18 protein-coding genes are annotated in these 17,948 nt (G+C 45.4%); all 18 read left to right on the forward strand.

All coding sequences use genetic code 11. From position 1 onward, the window contains the following. The first annotated feature begins 16 nt into the window (after positions 1 to 16). The 18 genes from ispG (at position 17) to C1A47_RS11235 (ending at position 17,947) form a co-directional block, all read left to right on the forward strand. Positions 17 to 1,132, forward strand: a complete 1,116-nt coding sequence (ispG, locus tag C1A47_RS11150; protein ID WP_111895119.1) for a flavodoxin-dependent (E)-4-hydroxy-3-methylbut-2-enyl-diphosphate synthase — start codon at positions 17 to 19, stop codon at positions 1,130 to 1,132. Continuing rightward, positions 1,129 to 2,421, forward strand: coding sequence for a histidine--tRNA ligase (gene hisS / locus C1A47_RS11155; RefSeq protein ID WP_111895120.1), 1,293 nt, complete (start codon positions 1,129 to 1,131; stop codon positions 2,419 to 2,421). The genes ispG and hisS overlap by 4 nt, the downstream gene beginning before the upstream one ends. Positions 2,422 to 2,451: 30 nt before the next feature. After that, positions 2,452 to 3,153 carry a YfgM family protein gene (locus C1A47_RS11160; RefSeq protein ID WP_111895121.1) on the forward strand — a complete coding sequence of 234 codons (702 nt, stop codon included), beginning with the start codon at positions 2,452 to 2,454 and terminating at the stop codon, positions 3,151 to 3,153. Next, positions 3,154 to 4,305: an outer membrane protein assembly factor BamB gene (gene bamB, locus C1A47_RS11165; RefSeq protein WP_111895122.1), complete on the forward strand. Its 1,152-nt coding sequence runs from the start codon at positions 3,154 to 3,156 to the stop codon at positions 4,303 to 4,305. A 3-nt stretch (positions 4,306 to 4,308) separates the two neighbouring features. After that, positions 4,309 to 5,718 carry a ribosome biogenesis GTPase Der gene (gene der, locus C1A47_RS11170; RefSeq protein WP_111895123.1) on the forward strand — a complete coding sequence of 470 codons (1,410 nt, stop codon included), beginning with the start codon at positions 4,309 to 4,311 and terminating at the stop codon, positions 5,716 to 5,718. Between the two features lie 192 nt (positions 5,719 to 5,910). Further along, entirely contained in the window at positions 5,911 to 6,546 is a 636-nt protein-coding gene (locus C1A47_RS11175; RefSeq protein ID WP_111895124.1) for a beta-ketoacyl synthase chain length factor, read from the forward strand. Beyond that, complete coding sequence (locus C1A47_RS11180; RefSeq protein WP_111895125.1) at positions 6,540 to 7,340, forward strand: lysophospholipid acyltransferase family protein; 801 nt, start codon at positions 6,540 to 6,542, stop codon at positions 7,338 to 7,340. Before C1A47_RS11175 ends, C1A47_RS11180 begins: the two co-directional genes overlap by 7 nt. Next, positions 7,333 to 7,590 (forward strand): phosphopantetheine-binding protein, encoded by a 258-nt coding sequence (locus C1A47_RS11185; RefSeq protein WP_111895126.1) that lies wholly within the window; start codon positions 7,333 to 7,335, stop codon positions 7,588 to 7,590. Before C1A47_RS11180 ends, C1A47_RS11185 begins: the two co-directional genes overlap by 8 nt. A 9-nt stretch (positions 7,591 to 7,599) precedes the next feature. Beyond that, positions 7,600 to 7,860, forward strand: a complete 261-nt coding sequence (locus tag C1A47_RS11190) for an acyl carrier protein (RefSeq protein ID WP_111895127.1) — start codon at positions 7,600 to 7,602, stop codon at positions 7,858 to 7,860. Further along, positions 7,845 to 8,393, forward strand: coding sequence for a Clp protease (locus C1A47_RS11195; RefSeq protein WP_111895128.1), 549 nt, complete (start codon positions 7,845 to 7,847; stop codon positions 8,391 to 8,393). Before C1A47_RS11190 ends, C1A47_RS11195 begins: the two co-directional genes overlap by 16 nt. Beyond that, entirely contained in the window at positions 8,390 to 10,057 is a 1,668-nt protein-coding gene (locus tag C1A47_RS11200) for an AMP-binding protein (protein WP_111895129.1), read from the forward strand. Before C1A47_RS11195 ends, C1A47_RS11200 begins: the two co-directional genes overlap by 4 nt. Further along, positions 10,054 to 10,800 carry a glycosyltransferase family 2 protein gene (locus C1A47_RS11205; RefSeq protein WP_111895130.1) on the forward strand — a complete coding sequence of 249 codons (747 nt, stop codon included), beginning with the start codon at positions 10,054 to 10,056 and terminating at the stop codon, positions 10,798 to 10,800. Before C1A47_RS11200 ends, C1A47_RS11205 begins: the two co-directional genes overlap by 4 nt. After that, positions 10,800 to 11,732, forward strand: a complete 933-nt coding sequence (locus C1A47_RS11210; protein WP_111895131.1) for an acyltransferase — start codon at positions 10,800 to 10,802, stop codon at positions 11,730 to 11,732. Before C1A47_RS11205 ends, C1A47_RS11210 begins: the two co-directional genes overlap by 1 nt. After that, positions 11,729 to 13,285 (forward strand): HAL/PAL/TAL family ammonia-lyase, encoded by a 1,557-nt coding sequence (locus C1A47_RS11215; protein WP_111895132.1) that lies wholly within the window; start codon positions 11,729 to 11,731, stop codon positions 13,283 to 13,285. The genes C1A47_RS11210 and C1A47_RS11215 overlap by 4 nt, the downstream gene beginning before the upstream one ends. After that, positions 13,275 to 13,706 carry an acyl-CoA thioesterase gene (locus C1A47_RS11220; RefSeq protein WP_004902211.1) on the forward strand — a complete coding sequence of 144 codons (432 nt, stop codon included), beginning with the start codon at positions 13,275 to 13,277 and terminating at the stop codon, positions 13,704 to 13,706. Before C1A47_RS11215 ends, C1A47_RS11220 begins: the two co-directional genes overlap by 11 nt. Then, positions 13,703 to 14,335 carry an outer membrane lipoprotein carrier protein LolA gene (locus C1A47_RS11225; RefSeq protein WP_111895133.1) on the forward strand — a complete coding sequence of 211 codons (633 nt, stop codon included), beginning with the start codon at positions 13,703 to 13,705 and terminating at the stop codon, positions 14,333 to 14,335. The genes C1A47_RS11220 and C1A47_RS11225 overlap by 4 nt, the downstream gene beginning before the upstream one ends. Beyond that, positions 14,310 to 16,646: an MMPL family transporter gene (locus C1A47_RS11230; RefSeq protein ID WP_111895134.1), complete on the forward strand. Its 2,337-nt coding sequence runs from the start codon at positions 14,310 to 14,312 to the stop codon at positions 16,644 to 16,646. Before C1A47_RS11225 ends, C1A47_RS11230 begins: the two co-directional genes overlap by 26 nt. Continuing rightward, positions 16,643 to 17,947 carry an NAD(P)/FAD-dependent oxidoreductase gene (locus C1A47_RS11235; RefSeq protein WP_111895135.1) on the forward strand — a complete coding sequence of 435 codons (1,305 nt, stop codon included), beginning with the start codon at positions 16,643 to 16,645 and terminating at the stop codon, positions 17,945 to 17,947. The genes C1A47_RS11230 and C1A47_RS11235 overlap by 4 nt, the downstream gene beginning before the upstream one ends. Position 17,948 lies beyond the last annotated feature (1 nt).

A 17,948-nucleotide genomic window follows, 5' to 3' on the forward strand; every position in this document is an offset into this window, starting at 1 on the left:
CAGAGTTGACCTAGTCATGATCGAAAATCCAATTAAACGCCGTCCAACACGTAAAATTCGTGTTGGTTCTGTGTATGTGGGTGGGGATGCGCCAATTTCGGTGCAAAGTATGACCAATACTGAAACTTGTGATGTTGATGCGACCGTAGCACAAATTGAACGTTGTGTTCAGGCAGGCGCAGATATCATGCGAGTTTCTGTACCTTCTATGGAGGCAGCAGAAGCCTTCGGTGCAATTCGTCGCCGCGTACAAGTGCCATTGGTTGCCGATATTCATTTTGATCACAAGATTGCACTGGCTGTTGCTGATTATGGCGCTGATTGTTTGCGTATCAATCCAGGCAATATCGGTTCAGACCAGAAAGTACGCGAAGTTGTTGCAGCAGCAAAACATCATGGTATTTCCATCCGTATTGGGGTGAATGCTGGGTCACTCGAAAAAGATTTGCAAAAAAAATATGGCGAACCAACTGGTCAGGCACTCCTTGAATCTGCGTTACGCCATATTGATATTTTAGATCGTTTAGACTTTCAAGAATTTAAAGTCAGCGTAAAAGCATCAAATGTATTTTTAACTTTGGATGCTTATCGTTTATTATCTCAACAAATTGATAATCCGTTACATTTGGGTGTGACCGAAGCGGGAATTTACCGCACAGGTACAGTCAAGTCAGCGATTGCTTTGGGTGGTTTACTGCTCGAAGGTATTGGCGATACCATGCGTATTTCCTTAGCTGCTGAACCCGAAGATGAAGTCAAAATTGGTTTTGATATTTTAAAATCACTTGGACTTCGTTCAAACGGCATCAATTTTATTGCGTGCCCAAGCTGTTCGCGTCAAGAATTTAATGTGATTAAAGTGATGCAGACCTTGGAGCAACGTCTAGAAGGTATTCGTACACCAATGGATGTTTCGGTAATTGGCTGTAAGGTCAATGGCCCAGGCGAAGCCAAAGAAGCCGATATTGGTGTGGTAGGGGCAAGCCCTCGTTCACTGGTTTATCGAAATGGCGAAAAAAGCCATCTCATCGATACCGATCAGTTAGTTGATGAAATCGAAACCATGGTTCGTCAACGTGTTCAAGAGCTTGAAGAAGCTAAAGCTAAAGAGATTATTCGTAGTTCATCATGAGTTCAATTGTCGCAATTAAAGGTTTTAATGACGTTCTTCCTTCACAAACACCAGCGTGGAGACGTCTAGAGCAGCATCTTGCATCGTTAATGGATGCCTATGGCTATCAACAAATCCGTTTGCCGATGGTTGAACATACGGGCTTGTTTAAGCGTGCGATCGGTGATGCAACCGATATCGTTGAAAAAGAAATGTACACCTTTTTTGACAAAGGGAATCCACCAGAGTCATTGACCTTACGTCCTGAAGGAACGGCAGGTTGCGTGCGTGCCATGCTCGAACATAACTTATTGCGTGGCGCAACACCTCGTGTGTGGTATATCGGGCCAATGTTCCGTTATGAAAAACCACAAAAAGGTCGTTACCGCCAGTTCCATCAGTTTGGTGTTGAAACCTTTGGTGTTGCAACGCCAGATATCGATGCTGAACTCATTTTGATGACTGCACGTTTATGGCAGCGCATGGGTGTGGCGGATAAAGTTCAACTTGAACTCAACACACTGGGTGAAGTGGATGAGCGTACAGAATACCGTAATGCTTTGGTTGAGTTTTTGACTGCGCAAAAAGATGAATTGGATGAAGATTCTCAGCGTCGTTTAGGCACGAACCCACTACGTATTTTGGATTCGAAAAACGAACGTACTCAACAAATTCTTGAAAATGCACCGAAATTGCATGACTTCCTGAAAGAAGACACCATGCAGCATTTTGCTCAGTTACAGCAATATTTGACTGATGCAGGTGTGAAGTTTGTGATTAATCAAAAACTGGTTCGTGGTTTGGATTATTACAACAAGACTGTATTTGAGTGGACAACTACACACTTAGGTTCACAAGGCACAGTCTGTGCGGGTGGACGTTATGATGGTCTGGTTGGTCAACTTAAAGGAAAGGCTGATCAGTCTGTGCCTGCAGTTGGTTTTGCCATGGGGATGGAACGTTTATTGTTATTGCTTGAACAAGTAGAGCAAGAACAAATCGTTCGTGATTGTGAAGTCTTCTTGTTGGCTGATCCAGTTTGTCAAGGCAAAGGATTGGTATTGGCAGAGCAACTTCGCAATCAGCTTGAAGCAGCAAATAGCAAGATTCGTGTGAAAACAGGTTCTCAGGGCAGTATGAAAAGCCAAATGAAAAAGGCAGATCAGTCTGGAGCAGTATTTGCTATGATCTTGGGTGAGCGCGAGTGGGAAAATCAGCAAGTGAGTCTGAAAACTTTGGCAACTGCTGAGCAGGTTGAGCTGAAGATTGCCGATATTGTGCCATTTTTAATTGAAAAATTTGCCGAATAAGCCGCATAGGAACGTCAGAAGGACAGTCACATGAGTGCACTAACACAAGAAGAGCAACTTGATAATCTTAAATCACTGGGCAAGAAATATGGTTCTGCTGCGGTCAGTGGTATTCTGGTTGCATTGATTGCATTTTTTGGCTGGAATTACTGGCAGAAAAAACAAATGAATGGCGCGCAGAATGAAACTGCGCGTGTTCAGCAGTTAATGGATGAAGCGCAGAGTTTGGCAGGTGATCAAACTGCCTACAATAAACTGGCACCTTCTGCGGATACAATTCTGAAAAAGAACCCAGATTCTGTGCAAGCCATTCAAGCTGAATTGGTCATGGCGAAAGTCGCATTTGATCAAGGTGACTACGCATCAGCAGAGCGTGAACTGAAAAAAGTACAAAATGTGAAGGTGGATGATGAAGGTTTACTTCAGTTAGCTAACCTGCATTTAGCATATGCACAAGCAGCACAAAAAAAATATGATGATGCTTTAAAAACATTGGATTTGATTAAAGTCCCAGCGTTTAAAGCCTCAGCAGATGAAGCACGTGGTGATATTTACGTTGCAAAAAATGATATTGCTCAAGCACGCAAAGCGTATCAAAGTGCATGGGATGCCGTTGTTGCGCGTAAACAAGAACGACAAATTTTACAAATTAAACTCGAAAGTGTTGGCGTTTTAGTGAATGATTCGGATATCGAACGCCCAATTTTGAAAACACAAGTGGATGAATCTTAAATGAATAAGAAATTAACCATACCGTTTGCGCTAACACTTGCAGCAGTTGCTTTGGTTGGCTGCTCTAGCAATAAAACCAAAGTGGAAGAAATTAAGCCCAATAAGCTTCCAAAAATCGTGCAAGCGAAAACTTTAGTTCCTGTGTTTTCTGAACATGTGAGTCCAACCGATAAAAATGATCCATTGCGTTTGCAAATGGGAGCAGACAATGGTGTCATTTTCTTGGTTGATCCAAAAGGTTATGTAGAAGCCTACAAAGGTAAACAACGTCTTTGGTCAACAAAAATTACTAAAAAACACGGCTTAAGTGCGGGTGTTGAAGTGGGTGAAGGCATTGTTGTCGTTGGCAATGAAAAAGGTCAGCTGTTTGCGCTTGATGAAACTTCAGGTCAAATCAAGTGGTCGGCACAACTTTCAGGTGAAATTATTGCACCGTCACTTGTTCAGGCAGGACGTGTGATTACTGTTAGCAACGATGGCAATGTCTATGCGCATGATGTCAGCACAGGTCAGCAGTTGTGGACATATCGTTTACCGAACGTCCCTTTTAGCTTGCGTGGACGCGCAGCGCCTGTCATGCTTGACCCAAATAATGTCCTGATTGCGACATCAAATTCGTATGTCTATATCATTGATGTCATCAGTGGTGTGCCACGTTTACAGCGTCGTGTTTCTGTTGCGGAAGGTCGTTCAGATGTTCAACGCTTGAATGACATTAGTGGCGATCCTGTGATGATGGGTCAGTATATGGTTACAACCAGTTACCAAGGACAAGTCATGGTCACCGATCTTGCACAGCAACAGGTGCTGTGGAGTGAAAATGCCAGCAGTGATCAACGTCCAGAAGTGACACAAAATAAAGTCTTTGTCAGCACTACCGATGGCAAAGTGATTGCTTATGATTTGATGAGCGGTCAAAAACTTTGGGAAAATACTCAGCTTCTGCATCGTAATCTAAGTAACCCTGTCATGTTGGGTTCTGACCTTGTGGTTGGGGATTATGAAGGTGCTTTGAGCTTATTAGACCCAAATACAGGTAATTTGATTGGTCGTTCCAACACTAAGGGACAAGTTACGTCCTTACGAGTGATTGACAACCAACTTTATGTTTCAACTCAAAAGGGCGCGTTAAGCGTTTGGCAGAATCGTTAATTTATGAAACCCGTTATTGCGCTGATTGGGCGTCCGAATGTCGGAAAATCAACGTTATTTAACCAGATAACCAAAAGTCGTGACGCACTGGTTGCCGACTTTGCTGGTCTGACTCGTGACCGCAAATATGGTGATGCAGTTTTCCAAAACAAATCGTTCATTGTGGTTGATACTGGGGGTATCGGCGAGAGTGAACAGGGCATTGATGCCTACATGGCAGAACAGTCCAAAACAGCCATTCACGAAGCTGACATGATTATCTTCGTGGTGGATGCGCGTGCGGGATTATTGGCATCTGATGAGCAAATTGCTCGTGAACTACGTACTTTAGGTAAAAAAGTCCACTTGGTTGCCAACAAAGTGGATGGTGTACATGCTGAAGCGGCTGTTGCTGAGTTCTTTAAACTTGGTTTTGGTGAGCCGTTACATGTGGCTGCAAGTCACGGTCGTGGCGTAGCGCAAATGCTTGAAGATGTGTTGGAAGATGTTCCTGAAGATGAAAATCCTGAGGAACATGACAAGGCGACAGGTCTGCGTTTGGCGATTATTGGTCGTCCGAATGTGGGTAAATCGACTTTGGTCAACCGTTTATTGGGTGAAGACCGTGTGGTGGCATTTGACCAACCAGGCACAACCCGAGATTCAGTCTATATTCCATTTGAACGTGATGGTCGTCAGTACACCTTGATTGATACAGCAGGTGTACGTCGTAAAGGTAAAGTCGATGAAATGATTGAGAAATTCTCAGTCGTGAAAACTTTACAAGCGATGAAAGATGCCCATGTTGTGGTTGTGGTTCTCGATGCGCGTGAAGGCGTGGTTGAACAGGACTTGCACCTTATCGGCTATGCACTTGAAGCAGGTCGTGCCATGGTGATTGCCATTAACAAATGGGATAACATGACCGAATATGATCGCAAGCAATGTAAACTCGATGTTGAACGTCGTTTTGACTTTATTCCTTGGGCACGTATTCACCTGATTTCAGCATTGCATGGCACAGGTGTTGGTGAGTTGTATCCATCGATTCACCGTGCTTATGAGTCGGCAAATCTGAAAGTTTCTCCTGCGAAATTGACCCAGATCTTGAATGATGCGACAGAAGCGCACCAACCCCCAATGATCAGTGGTCGTCGTATTAAAATGCGTTATGCGCATATGGGCGGACAAAATCCACCGACTATCGTCATTCACGGTAACAAAGTGGATAAAACGCCTGCGGATTATCGTCGTTACCTAGAAAACGTATTCCGTAAAGTATATAAGCTTGAAGGAACACCTGTTCGTATTGAGTTTAAAACCTCTGAAAACCCATTTGAAGGACGTAAGTCACAAATGGATGAGCGTGTTGCTGCACGTCGTCGCCGTTATATTCAGAAATTTAAGAAAGCGGAAAAGAAATTTAAACGCTAATCGATATCAAGCCATCTTCGGATGGCTTTTTTTATGGTGTACAAATATTGAGAAGATATAGAGTCTTTATACTTTTAGCGTATCTTTTATAGAAACTTATTGTTTTCATTTTTTTTTAAATGTTTTTTTGCTATTTTAGCGCCCTTGTTTATTTATAATAGATTCCATTTTTTGGTCAGTCCGAGGTAGAGTGTGAACTTAGAATTACAAGTACAACAACTCTATAGTACAGCTCATGATGCCGATTTACAGGCCCTGCAAGCAATTCCTGCGATGCAGCGTCGTCGGCTGTCTGCCTTGGCAAAACTGGCATTCAATAGTGCAATACAGGCTTTAGAGGGGCAGCAAGTCGACTATATGGTCTGGGCATCGCATTTTGGGGATGAGCAAAAAACAATCAGTATTTTGCAGGATATCTTACAAGCACAAACACCCTCACCGACACAGTTTTCGACCTCTGTACATAATGCGATTGCGGGTTTGTATTCTATTTTGTATCAGGATGCCACACCTTCAACCAGTTTAAGTTGTTCATGGTCAGAAGCAGTGGTGGAAGCCTATGCATTTTTAAAAACGCATCCGACAGCACAGCGAGTATTGGTGGTGTATTACGATGCGCCGTTGCCAGAAGTCTATCAAGGAGTCGCTCATTTTGAAGCGTTTTCCATGGCTGCCATTGTGACTTTAGCAGAACCTAATCTTCGTTTGAATCCCTTGATACATTCGGACTTGAGCAATCAGGAACCTGAGCAGGATGCTCTGGAGTTTGTACAGTTTTGGCAATCCAATCAGCCTCAATCAGCCTCAGGGAAGTGGCAACGATGTTAAAAGGCAAAGCTAAACAGCGTTTAAATTACATGTGGCGCATGGCGGCTACAGGCTTGGGTTTTGCCAGTTTTGGCGTAGGTGGTGTTGCCATTGGAACCGTGATTGCACCTGCCGTAAAACTGTATACCTCTGATCCAAAGCGGCGGGTTGAACTGACCCAACAAGTGATTCGGCATGGGTTTCATGGATTTATTGAAACCATGACCAAGCTTGGGGTGATGACTTACAGTGTGGAAGGCTTAGATAAACTACAAAACAGTCAGCAGGAACTGGTGATTGCCAATCATCCGACGCTGATTGATGTCATGCTGTTGATTGGTCTGATGCCCAAAGCCAATTGTGTAGTGAAACAGGCACTTTGGCAGAATCCGTTTACCCGAGGCCCTGTGCAAAATGCCGCCTATATTTTAAATGCAGGCTCAAAACAGTTTATTCAGGATTGTGTGCAGCGTTTGCAGGAGCCCGATGCAGCATCATTGGTGATTTTCCCTGAAGGAACACGGACTGAAAAAGATCAGATGCTCAACGAATTTCAACGTGGTGCAGCCAATATTGCCTTACGTGCCCAAGTGCCGATTCGCCCTGTGCTGATTCGCTGTAGCCCCTCGACGCTCACTAAAAATGAAAAGTGGTATCACATTCCCAGCGAGCCTTTTCATATTCAGATACAGGTACTTGATCCGATTCGGATTGAGGACATTTTAGCAGATACAACGGTTTCGCCAAAAAATGTGCGTGCCTTGAATCAGTATTTATATCAACTATTTAACCAAGAGTTATCTACACATGAGTAATCTTGCTGACGAGCTAAAACAGATGATTATCGATGTTTTGGCACTCGAAGATATTTCGATTGACGATATTGATGATGAAGCCCCTTTGTTTAATGAAGGTTTAGGGCTAGATTCAATTGATGCCTTAGAGTTAGGTTTGGCGCTGAAAAAACGCTATAACATCCATTTAAATGCTGAGTCAGATGACACCAAACAGCATTTCAGTTCAATTCAAAGTTTAGTGAAGTTGGTTGAAAGTCAGGCCAGTTAAGGGGGAAAAATGTTAACTCAAGAGCATATTTTGGCTCAGCTACGTGAGTGGATGGAAGATCTGTTTGAGATTGAGCCTGAAAAAATTCAAATGAACTCGAATCTGTATTCAGATCTTGATGTCGACAGTATTGATGCCGTCGATTTGATTGTGAAAATCAAACAACTGACAGGCAAGCAGGTTAAACCTGAAGATTTTAAAAATGTACGCACCATTGAAGATGTGGTGTTGGTCATTCAAAACATGTCGAAAGAATGTCAAAACTCGTAAAACTGGCAACAGCCATCGTGTTGGTGGTGTATCCGTTTTTAGTGGGTTGGAGTTTATCTCATGGGAAGCTGTGGGAGATCAGCCTGTTGCTGCTTGTGGTGGGGGTCATTCGTTATTTTAGCGCCCGACAAAGTCCGTTATTGCCTTTGACTTATTTGGCGATGCTGTGTGGCGGTTTAAGTTTATTGCTGCGCAATCAGGCATGGCTCAAGCTGTATCCTGTTGCGATGAGTTTGGCCGCACTCACGATTTTTGCACTGACACTCTGGCGACCGCCTTCTATGATTGAGCGTTTTGCCCGTGTTTTTGAGCCTGATCTTCCTGAGTCAGGTGTGCGCTGGACGCGTAAAGTCACTCAAGTGTGGTGTGGTTTTTTTGTGATCAATGCCTTGATTGCACTTTGGACGGTATATTTTGCCCCAATGCAGGTTTGGGTGCTGTATAACGGTTTAATTTCTTATTTGCTTATGGGCATTTTGCTTACCGTCGAGTTTATTTTGCGTAAGCGCCAACAACGACGACATCAACCATGAAACTGTGCCATTTTAACGATTATTTAACAGCAGATACGCCGCTGTGTTTTGATGCACCACTCAACAGTTTGAGTTTTGCTGAATTTTGGCAGGATGTTGCCAGTCAGTCACAGGCAATTCAACAATTGCCTGAATCGAGTTTTGCCTTGTGGCAATCAGACAGTTACGAATTTTTGGTGCTGTTTTTTGCGGTGTTGCTCGCCCATAAATGCTTAATTCTGCCACCCAATCAGGTACAGCAGTTACAGCAGCAGTTGGCTGAACAGGGCATTGCTTTTATTCAGCGCCAACGCGTTTTAACGCTTGAGCCAATTCAGCCGTTGTCTGACCAATCGCTGAAAGAGAGTGAAATTGTATTTTTTACCTCAGGTTCAACGGGTACGCCCAAGCAGATTTTACGTTCTTTACAGCAGTTACTGTGTGAAGTTCAGGGTTTGGCGCAAAGTTTTGAGCTACCTCAAACTGCAGTTGCGGTTGCTACGGTCAGTCATCAGCATATTTATGGTTTGTTGTTTAAGGTCTTGTTACCGCTTGCCACAGGACGCAGTTTCTACCGTGAGCAGTTGATTTACCCTGAATATGTTGTGCAATTGCAACAGCGTTTTGCTGACATTCAGTTGCCCAATTATGTGATTTCAAGTCCTGCATTGTTGAAGCGTTGGCCGAGTGATGTGCTGCTTGAGCATTGTGCAGCGTTGTATTCATCAGGTGGCAAACTTGAAGATGGTGTGCGTGCTGGGGTGAATGTTCCGATTACTGAAATCTTTGGCAGTTCGGAAACAGGTGGAATTGCTCACCGTGCGGCAGATCATGCAGTATGGCAACCTTTTGCCGATGTCGAAATTCGTAGTGACGAGCAGCAACAGTTGTGGATGCGTAGCCCGCACGCTTGCGATGCCGATTGGGTTGCAACAGGGGATCGTGCTGAACTGCTTGAACCGAACAATCTACAGAGTGCATTTCATTTATTGGGACGTATGGATCGCATTGTAAAGCTTGAAGAAAAGCGCCTGAGTCTAGATGAAATTGAAAGTAAGATTTTACAGCTCGATGCAATCAGTCAGTGTCATGTGTTACTGATTGAGCGTGAGCAGCGTCAACTTTTGGTTTGTGTAGCGGTGTTGAATGATGCTGCTCGAGATGTGTTGCAACAGCAAAGTAAGCACCAGTTTGTTACTCAGCTTAAACAACAATTGCAGCCGTTATTAGAGCGGATAGCCATTCCTCGCCAGTGGCGTTTTTTGAGTCAGTTACCGATGAACAGCCAGTCGAAATTAAATAAACCTGACCTGATTAAACTGTTTCAAGATGCCAATCAGCCTGTGGTTTTGTCACGGCAACAGCAGGATGAGCAGCACATTTTTCAATTGGAATTCCCCACTGAATTGAATTGTTTTAAGGGACATTTCCCGAATTTTCCGATCTACCCTGGTGTTGGGCAGATTGCATTTTTACAACATTTTGCACGCGAACTTTGGGCAGACTTGCTGTGGTGTCAGGGCTTTGAACAATTGAAGTTTCAAGACCTGATTCGCCCTTATCATGTGTTGCAGCTCAGTCTGAGCCGTAAGCAGCATAAAGTCAGTTTTGAATTAAAGCATGCAGACAAAAATATTGCTTCAGGGCGGTTATTGTTTGCAGTTGAGGAGAATGCTACGTCATGAGCTATCGTGCTGCCCTGATGATTCCTGTATATAACCATCCACATTATATTGCGGACTTGGTGGCGTATTTGAGCCAGTTTGCCTTGCCGATTGTATTGGTCAATGATGGCAGCGATGCTGAAACCACCCAAATTTTACATGATTTGGCTGCCCAATATGCCGATGTGGTCTTGGTGGAGCATGCGCAAAATATGGGGAAAGGTCAGGCGGTCATGACAGGTTTACGCCGAGCGGCTGAACTAGGCTGTAGCCATGCCTTGCAACTTGATGCCGATGGTCAACACCACTGGCAGGATGTTGCCAAGTTTCTGGCTGTGTCGGAGCAACATCCCGAGTCAATGGTCATTGGTCAGCCGATCTTTGATGACAGCGTTCCGAAAAAACGTCTGTATGGACGTTATGCCACACACATTTGGGTGTGGATCAACAGTCTGTCACTGGAAATTCATGACAGCATGTGCGGTTTTCGCGTGTATCCGTTGGCAGCTACACTGGCGATTATGGATCGGGTCGAGTTGCCTGCACGTATGGGCTTTGACAGTGAAATTTTAGTGCGTCTAAGCTGGGCAGGGGTACATTTTGAAAATATCGCAACGCCTGTGATTTATCCTGAACAGGGCATTTCCCATTTCCGTTTGTGGGAAGACAACTGGGTACTTACCAAAATGCATACCCGCCTGTTTGCAGGTATGTTGTGCCGCTTACCACGCCTACTGCCACAGCGCCTGAAAGGTCGTGATTGATGTCTGATTCACGTCCACCTGCATGGAATGAAATCAAGGAAAAAGGCGGTGTGCTGCCTTTACTGTTGGTGCTTTGGCTATATCGCCTGTTTGGACGTTGGCTGATTCAGGTACTGCTGTATGTAGTGGTGATGTGGTACTGGCTGTTGTCGCCAAGTGCGCGTCAGGCTTCGCTGGACTATTTGCAAAAGCTACATGGTTTTGCGGGGGCGCAATCCCCATTTCAGCAGATGCCGACATGGCAGCATAGCTATCGGCATTTTATTGCCTTTGCAGAGGCCATTGTTGACAAAATGCAGGGTTGGCTCGGGGAAATTTCCGAGCAACGTCTACAAATTCATGGTCATGAACATTTGCACCGTCACTATGGGCAGGGGTTGATTATTCTGGTGTCGCACTTTGGCAATATTGAATTGTTGCGTGCGCTCAAGTCCGAACATCAACAGAAAATCAATGTCTTGGTCTATCAGAAACATGCCGACAAGTTTAACGCCTTCCTGCGAAAAATCAGTTCCAAATCCAATGTCTCCTTGATTTCAGTAGATGAACTGGGTATGGAAACCACCATGATTTTGCAGGACAAACTGGATGCAGGTGAGTGGGTGATGATTGCTGCTGACCGTGTGCCTGTGCATTCGCAGCGCATACAGATTTTGAGTTTTTTAGGGCAAGATGCCCCGTGGTCACAGGGCGCATGGATTTTAGCCAACTTGCTGAAAGTGCCTGTGATTGCCAGTTTTTGTTATCGCGTACAGCATAATTTTGAAGTGCATTTTCATCCGATTGCCGAGCGTGTGGATTTACCCCGCAAAGCACGTTTACCTGAGATGGCGGTTGTAACACGCAAGTATGTCGATTTGCTCGAGCAGCATTGCTTACGTGCGCCATATCAGTGGTTTAATTTTTATCAGTTTTGGAATATTAAAAAATGACAACGCTCATTGTTGGAGAACAGCCTTTAAGCATCGAACAGGTGCTGCAAGTCGCACAGCAAAAAATGCCTGTGGCACTGCCCAACTCAAAAGAATGGCGTGAATTAATTCAACGTGGTGCAGATTTTCTCGATCAACTGCTCGATGAAGATGGCGTGATTTATGGCGTGACCACTGGTTATGGCGATTCTTGTCTGGTCGAAATTCCGAAACATCAGGTGAATGAGTTACCCCTCCAGCTTTCGCGTTTTCATGGTTGTGGGATGGGTGAGAATCTTGATTTAGTGACGGCACGTGCGGTGTTGTTGGTTCGTTTATGTTCTTTGGCGCGGGGTTATTCGGGTGTGTCACTGGCGCTGTTAGAGCGTTTGGTGTGGATGCTGAATGAAAATATTGTGCCTGTGATTCCATCGGAAGGTTCTGTTGGCGCAAGTGGTGATTTAACCCCGTTGTCGTATATTGCAGGGGCGCTAGTCGGTGAGCGTGATGTGTACTGGCAAGGGCGGATTGTCCCGATGCAGCAGGTTTATCAGCATTATCAGATGGAGCCACTTTGCTTACGCCCGAAAGAAGGTCTGGCACTGATGAATGGCACAGCAGTCATGACGGCAATTGCCTGTTTGAACTATAAAAAAGCTGAGCAAACGGCGTATGCGGCAACCCTGATTACTGCGCTGAATGTCTTGGCACTGGAAGGTAATCCGAGTCATTTTGATGAAGTGCTGTTTGCGCAAAAACCGCATGTCGGACAGCAGAAAATTGCCAGCATTTTACGTCAGGTGTTGAATTCGGAAGTACAAACCGAGCGCCAAAGCCCACGTTTGCAAGACCGTTATTCGCTACGCTGTGCGCCGCATGTGATCGGGGTATTTGAAGATTCCAAAGTCTGGCTACGTCAGTTTATTGAAAATGAGCTGAATTCGAGTAATGACAATCCGCTGATTGATCCAGTGAATTTACGTGTGTTGCATGGCGGGCATTTTTATGGTGGGCACATTGCCCAAGCCATGGACAGCCTGAAACTAATGGTGGCGAATATTGCCGATTTGCTCGATCGTCAGATGGCGCAGTTGGTGGATCATAAAATGAATCATGGTTTACCCCGTAATCTGACAGGTGCAGAAGCCGAGCGTTTACCGCTAAATCATGGTTTTAAAGCGGTACAAATCGGGGTGTCGGCTTGGACTGCCGAAGCCTTGAAGCAAACCTTACCTGCTTCTATTTTCTCACGCTCAACCGAATGCCATAACCAAGACAAAGTTAGCATGGGCACCATTGCCGCACGTGATGCAACGCGTGTTCTGATCTTGACGGAACAGGTTGTGGCAGCACTGTGCTGTGCCAGTGTACAGGCGATTCATTTGCGTGGGCTGACCGAGCAACTCAGCTCTATATTGCAGCAGTTTGTTGCATGGACATTGCAGAGCTTTACTCTGGTTAAAGAAGACCGACCATTACAATACGATTTGCAACAGATTGTTGATCGTTTCGAGCAGTTACAGTTGTTGAATAGTGCATGGTTCAACCAAGTGGAGAATGCAGATGTATGCTGAGGTGACCCTTGATGTCCCGTTTCATGATGTGGACAGTATGAATGTGGTGTGGCACGGACATTATTTAAAATATTTTGAAATTGCCCGTTGTCACTTGCTGGATCAGTTCGGCTATAACTATCTGCAAATGCAGGAATCGGGGTATTTGTGGCCCGTGATTGAAAGTCATGTGCGCTATGTCTACGGCATCCAGTTTCAACAGAAAATTCGGGTACGTGCCATTTTAAAAGAATGGGAAAACCGCCTGAAAATTGATTATCTGGTGTTTGATGCCGAAACAGGCAAGCGTCTGACCAAAGGCTACACCACACAGGTGGCGGTCAATGCCAAAACCCGCGAACTGTGTCTGCAATCTCCACAAGTGTTGTTTGATCGCTTAGAAGCATGGTCAGGCTTTCAGCCGACAGGAGCAACAAAATGAAATTCAACACCCGTGCTATGTTTTGTGCTGGCATATTCGCGGCTGCCAGCAGTCAAACTGTTATTGCTGCACCGATCAATGAAGTCCGTGACATTTTTCAGCAAGTTTCTGCAACGCCTGTGGTGCATGCACAGTTTGAACAGCAGAAAAAACTGACCTCATTGAACAAAACCTATGTCTCAAAAGGCAATGTGGTGTTTAGCAAACAGCAGGGTGTCCTCTGGCAGATGCAAAGCCCAGTCAAAGCAGATTTGGTGGTGACACCACAAAAATTGGTACAGAAAACCCAGCGTACCATGAGCCAGATCAATGTGCAGCAGTCGCCGTATGGTTCGGTGGCAACCCTGTTTTTACAGTTGATGGCAGGCGATGAAAAAGCCTTAGCCAGCAATTTTAATATTGTCAGTGCCACACATAACAATCAGGCTTGGGCAGTGACCTTAACCCCGAAAAGCAGCCTGTTCAAAAAACTGTTTAATCAGGTCAATGTGCAAGGTGGACGCTATGTCAACCAGATCGTGATTCAGGAAAAAGACCGCAACATCACTCAAATTCGCTTTAGTCAGCAAACTAGCCAACCTCACAACCTAACAGCCCAAGAACATGCGTTATTCCAATTGGCAAAATAAGGCCTTTGCCATTTGGCTGGTCATTTTACTGTGCTGTGCAGTCAGCATGGGCTGGTTGTGGCTGAAAAAAGACATTCATATTCAGACCAATATTTTTGCGTTGTTGCCGAAGTTTAGTCAGCAGGAAGGTTTGGCAGACACGCAGCAGTATATGAATCAGCAGCTCAACAACAAGCTGTTCGTGGTGTTGGATGCCAAAAATAGTCAGGCACTGGATCAGGCAACGCAACGCTTGCAGCAGCAAGTGACCAAGAGTGGTCTGATTCAGCCATTACGTCCACAGTTTGACAGTGAGCAGTTTGGCAGGGTGCTGTTTCAGCATCGGGCAGGCTTGCTGACATCACAAGATCGGCAGTTGCTCCAGCAAAAAGATTATGCGGCTTTGTCCGATCAAAGTTTGCTGCAACTGATGAGTCCAGGAATGCCTGTCACTGCACAGTTGTTGCAGCATGATCCATTGTTGTTATTTCCGCGTTATGCGATGGGACTGGCGCAGCACAATACTCAAAATATTCAGCTAGAGCAGGGCTTTGCCACCTTGCACGATGCCAATAAGGTCTCGCGCCTGTTGGTACTTGAACTGAAAGACAGTCCATATAACATTGATTATCAAGAAAAAGTCTCGAAGTGGATTGAACAGGTTAAACCACAACTACAGGCAGATCAGGTGGTCAGTCACTGGACGGGGACACTGATTTTTGCCAGTTTCGGTACGCATTCGGCACAACAGGAAATTTCCACCATTGGTCTAGGTTCAAGTCTAGGGCTGATTTTCTTGGTGTGGTTCGGTTTCCGTTCATTGCGCCCGATGCTGACCGAATTTATTGCGGTGAGTAGTGGCAGCTTGGTGGCACTTGCGGTCACGCATACATGGTTTGGGGAAATTCACCTGATTACGCTGGTGTTTGGTGCCAGTCTGATCGGGGTGTGTGTCGATTTCTCGTTTTACTTTATGGCTTTGCAGTCACAGCATCGTCAGCTCAAAGGTTTTCAGATTCTCACGCCATTGTTACCAAGTCTGTTTATGGGGTTGTTGACCACCGTGGCAGCTTATCTGGTATTGAGTTTCACACCATTTCCGGGGTTTCGTCAGATTGCGCTGTTTTCGATGGTCGGTCTGATTTCGGCATGGATTACCAGTATTCTGCTGTTACCGCGCTTGCCACCGCTGAATGCTGAACCTGCGATTCGACGTTTACACTGGATTGGTCAGGCGCGTGAATATTTTCAGGCAAAGACCAGCTTACGTTATATCAGTATTGTGGCTATTTTGCTGGTGGCTGGCTTGAGTGTCCTTCGTCTGCAAAGTAATGATGATATTCGTAATTTGCAAAGTATGAATGCGCAGCTCAAGCAGGAAGACCAGTACATTCGTCAGCGTTTTTCACAGCAGCAGGCGACTGATTATTTTGTGATTCATGCACAGTCCGCGACGCAGTTGGAACAACGAGAACAGCAGCTCATTCAACAATTACAACAGTTACAGACGCAAGGCAAACTGCAAGGTTTTCAGGCGCTCGGTCAATGGCTTCCTTCGCAAACTGAGCAGCAGCAGAATAAACAATTGCTGATGCAGATTCCTGCTTCTGCCCTGACTGTTTATGCCAAAGCGCTAGACTTACCTGTCGCAGAAATTCTGACATGGCAAAAACAATTGCCACAGCAGCCACTGCTGACCATTCAGGATTTTCGTCAGCATCCGCTATATTTCTTACAGCCAAATGCCAAAGAACGTTTGGTGTTGTTGCAAGGCATTCATGATGTAATCGCCTTAAAGCAGCTACAAACGGCAGATGTGCAGTTGCAGCAACCGATCACCACATTGTCCAACATGTTCCGCGATTATCGGGTGCAGGCACAGTGGTTATTGCTCGTGGCGCTGATTGGTTTGGCTGTGGGTTTGGGGGCGATTTACGGCTTGCGTTCGGTGTTGCCCTTGGTGCTCCCTGTCAGTCTGGCACTTCTCACGACGTTTGCGATTCAGGCATGGCTCGGTGTGGAAATTAATGTGTTTAGCATTATGGGCACTTTCCTGATTATCGGGATTGGGGTCGACTATGCGATTTTCTATCGGCACGGGCATGATCATCCCAAAGTGGTCAGCATGGCCTTATTTCTGTGCATGTTGTCGACCTTGCTCGGTTTTGGCTTGCTGTCGTTTAGTCATACCTATGCCATTCACTGTTTTGGTTTAACCGTACTGTTGGGCGTAATTTTTTCTTTTATTTATGCCACTTTATTTACCATGGCTGATCCGCATCATCAGGTCATCAGCACACTAAAAATACAAACGGAGTCAGATTCAAAATGACCGAATTACAATTACAGCACACCGATGTTTTGATTATTGGGGCAGGCCCATCAGGCAGTTCAGCCGCCGCCTTGCTGCGTAAAAAAGGCTATCAGGTGGTGATTTTGGAACGTCAGCATTTTCCACGTTTCTCGATTGGCGAATCGTTATTGCCACAATGTATGGTGTTTTTAGAAGAAGCAGGATTGCTCGACACGGTGCGTGAGCATGTTGAGGAATTTGCTTTTCAATATAAAAATGGCGCGAGTTTTTTGCGTGGTCAGCAGCGCAGTTTTTATGATTTTCGTGAGAAGTTTAGCGCAGGGCCAGGCACGACGTGGCAGGTACGCCGTGCGCCATTTGATCAGCTTTTGGCAAATCAGGCACAAGCCGATGGCACAGACATTCGCTATGGGCATGAAGTGATCGCGGTGGATATTGAGGCCGAGCAGCCTGTACTCACCGTGCGCGATGAAGCTGAAAATGTCTATCAGATTCAGGGCAAGTTTTTGCTAGATGCCAGTGGTTTTGGGCGCATCTTGCCAAAATTCTTGGACTTGGAAAGTCCGTCCGATTTCCCCGTGCGCCGTGCAGTCTTTACCCATATTGAAGATGGTATTTTGGATGATCCTGAATTTGATCGGGAAAAAATCCTGATTACCGTGCATGAGAAAGATCACCGTGCATGGTACTGGCTGATTCCATTTGCCGATGGTCGCTCTTCATTTGGCGTGGTGGCAGAGCAGAGCTTCTTTGATCACTATGGTTATACAGGCACAGATACGCCTGAAGCTTTAGAGTCTTTGTTTAAAACGATTTTACAGGATGATCCTGCGCTATCGCATCTGCTGCGACGTGCCCAGTTTGATACCCCTGTGCGGACACTGGTGGGTTACTCCGCTAATGTCAAACATTTGGCACAGAAGAATTATGCCTTGCTTGGCAATGCAGGCGAGTTTTTAGATCCTGTGTTTTCATCGGGTGTGACCATTGCGTTGAAGTCATCCAGTTTGGCTGTGCCACTGGTTGAACGAGTTCTGCAAGGTCAAGCGGTTGACTGGTTGGCAGAGTATGAAAAGCCGTTGCGCCAAGGCATTCAGGTGTTCCGTGCTTATGTCGAGTCATGGTATAGCGGTGAATTTCAAGAGGTGGTGTTTAGCCAGAACCAGCATGTGAAATTACGTGAAATGGTGGCTTCTTTACTGGCAGGTTATGCATGGGATGCCAGCAATCCGATTCATAAAAATGCCAAACGCCGCCTGACAATGATTGCCGAGTATTGTCGTGAAGGCTTGCCTCAGGAACAGCTTTTAGGAGGCTAAT

This window comes from Acinetobacter sp. MB5 (assembly GCF_003261585.1).
In the GTDB taxonomy this organism is placed as follows: domain Bacteria; phylum Pseudomonadota; class Gammaproteobacteria; order Pseudomonadales; family Moraxellaceae; genus Acinetobacter.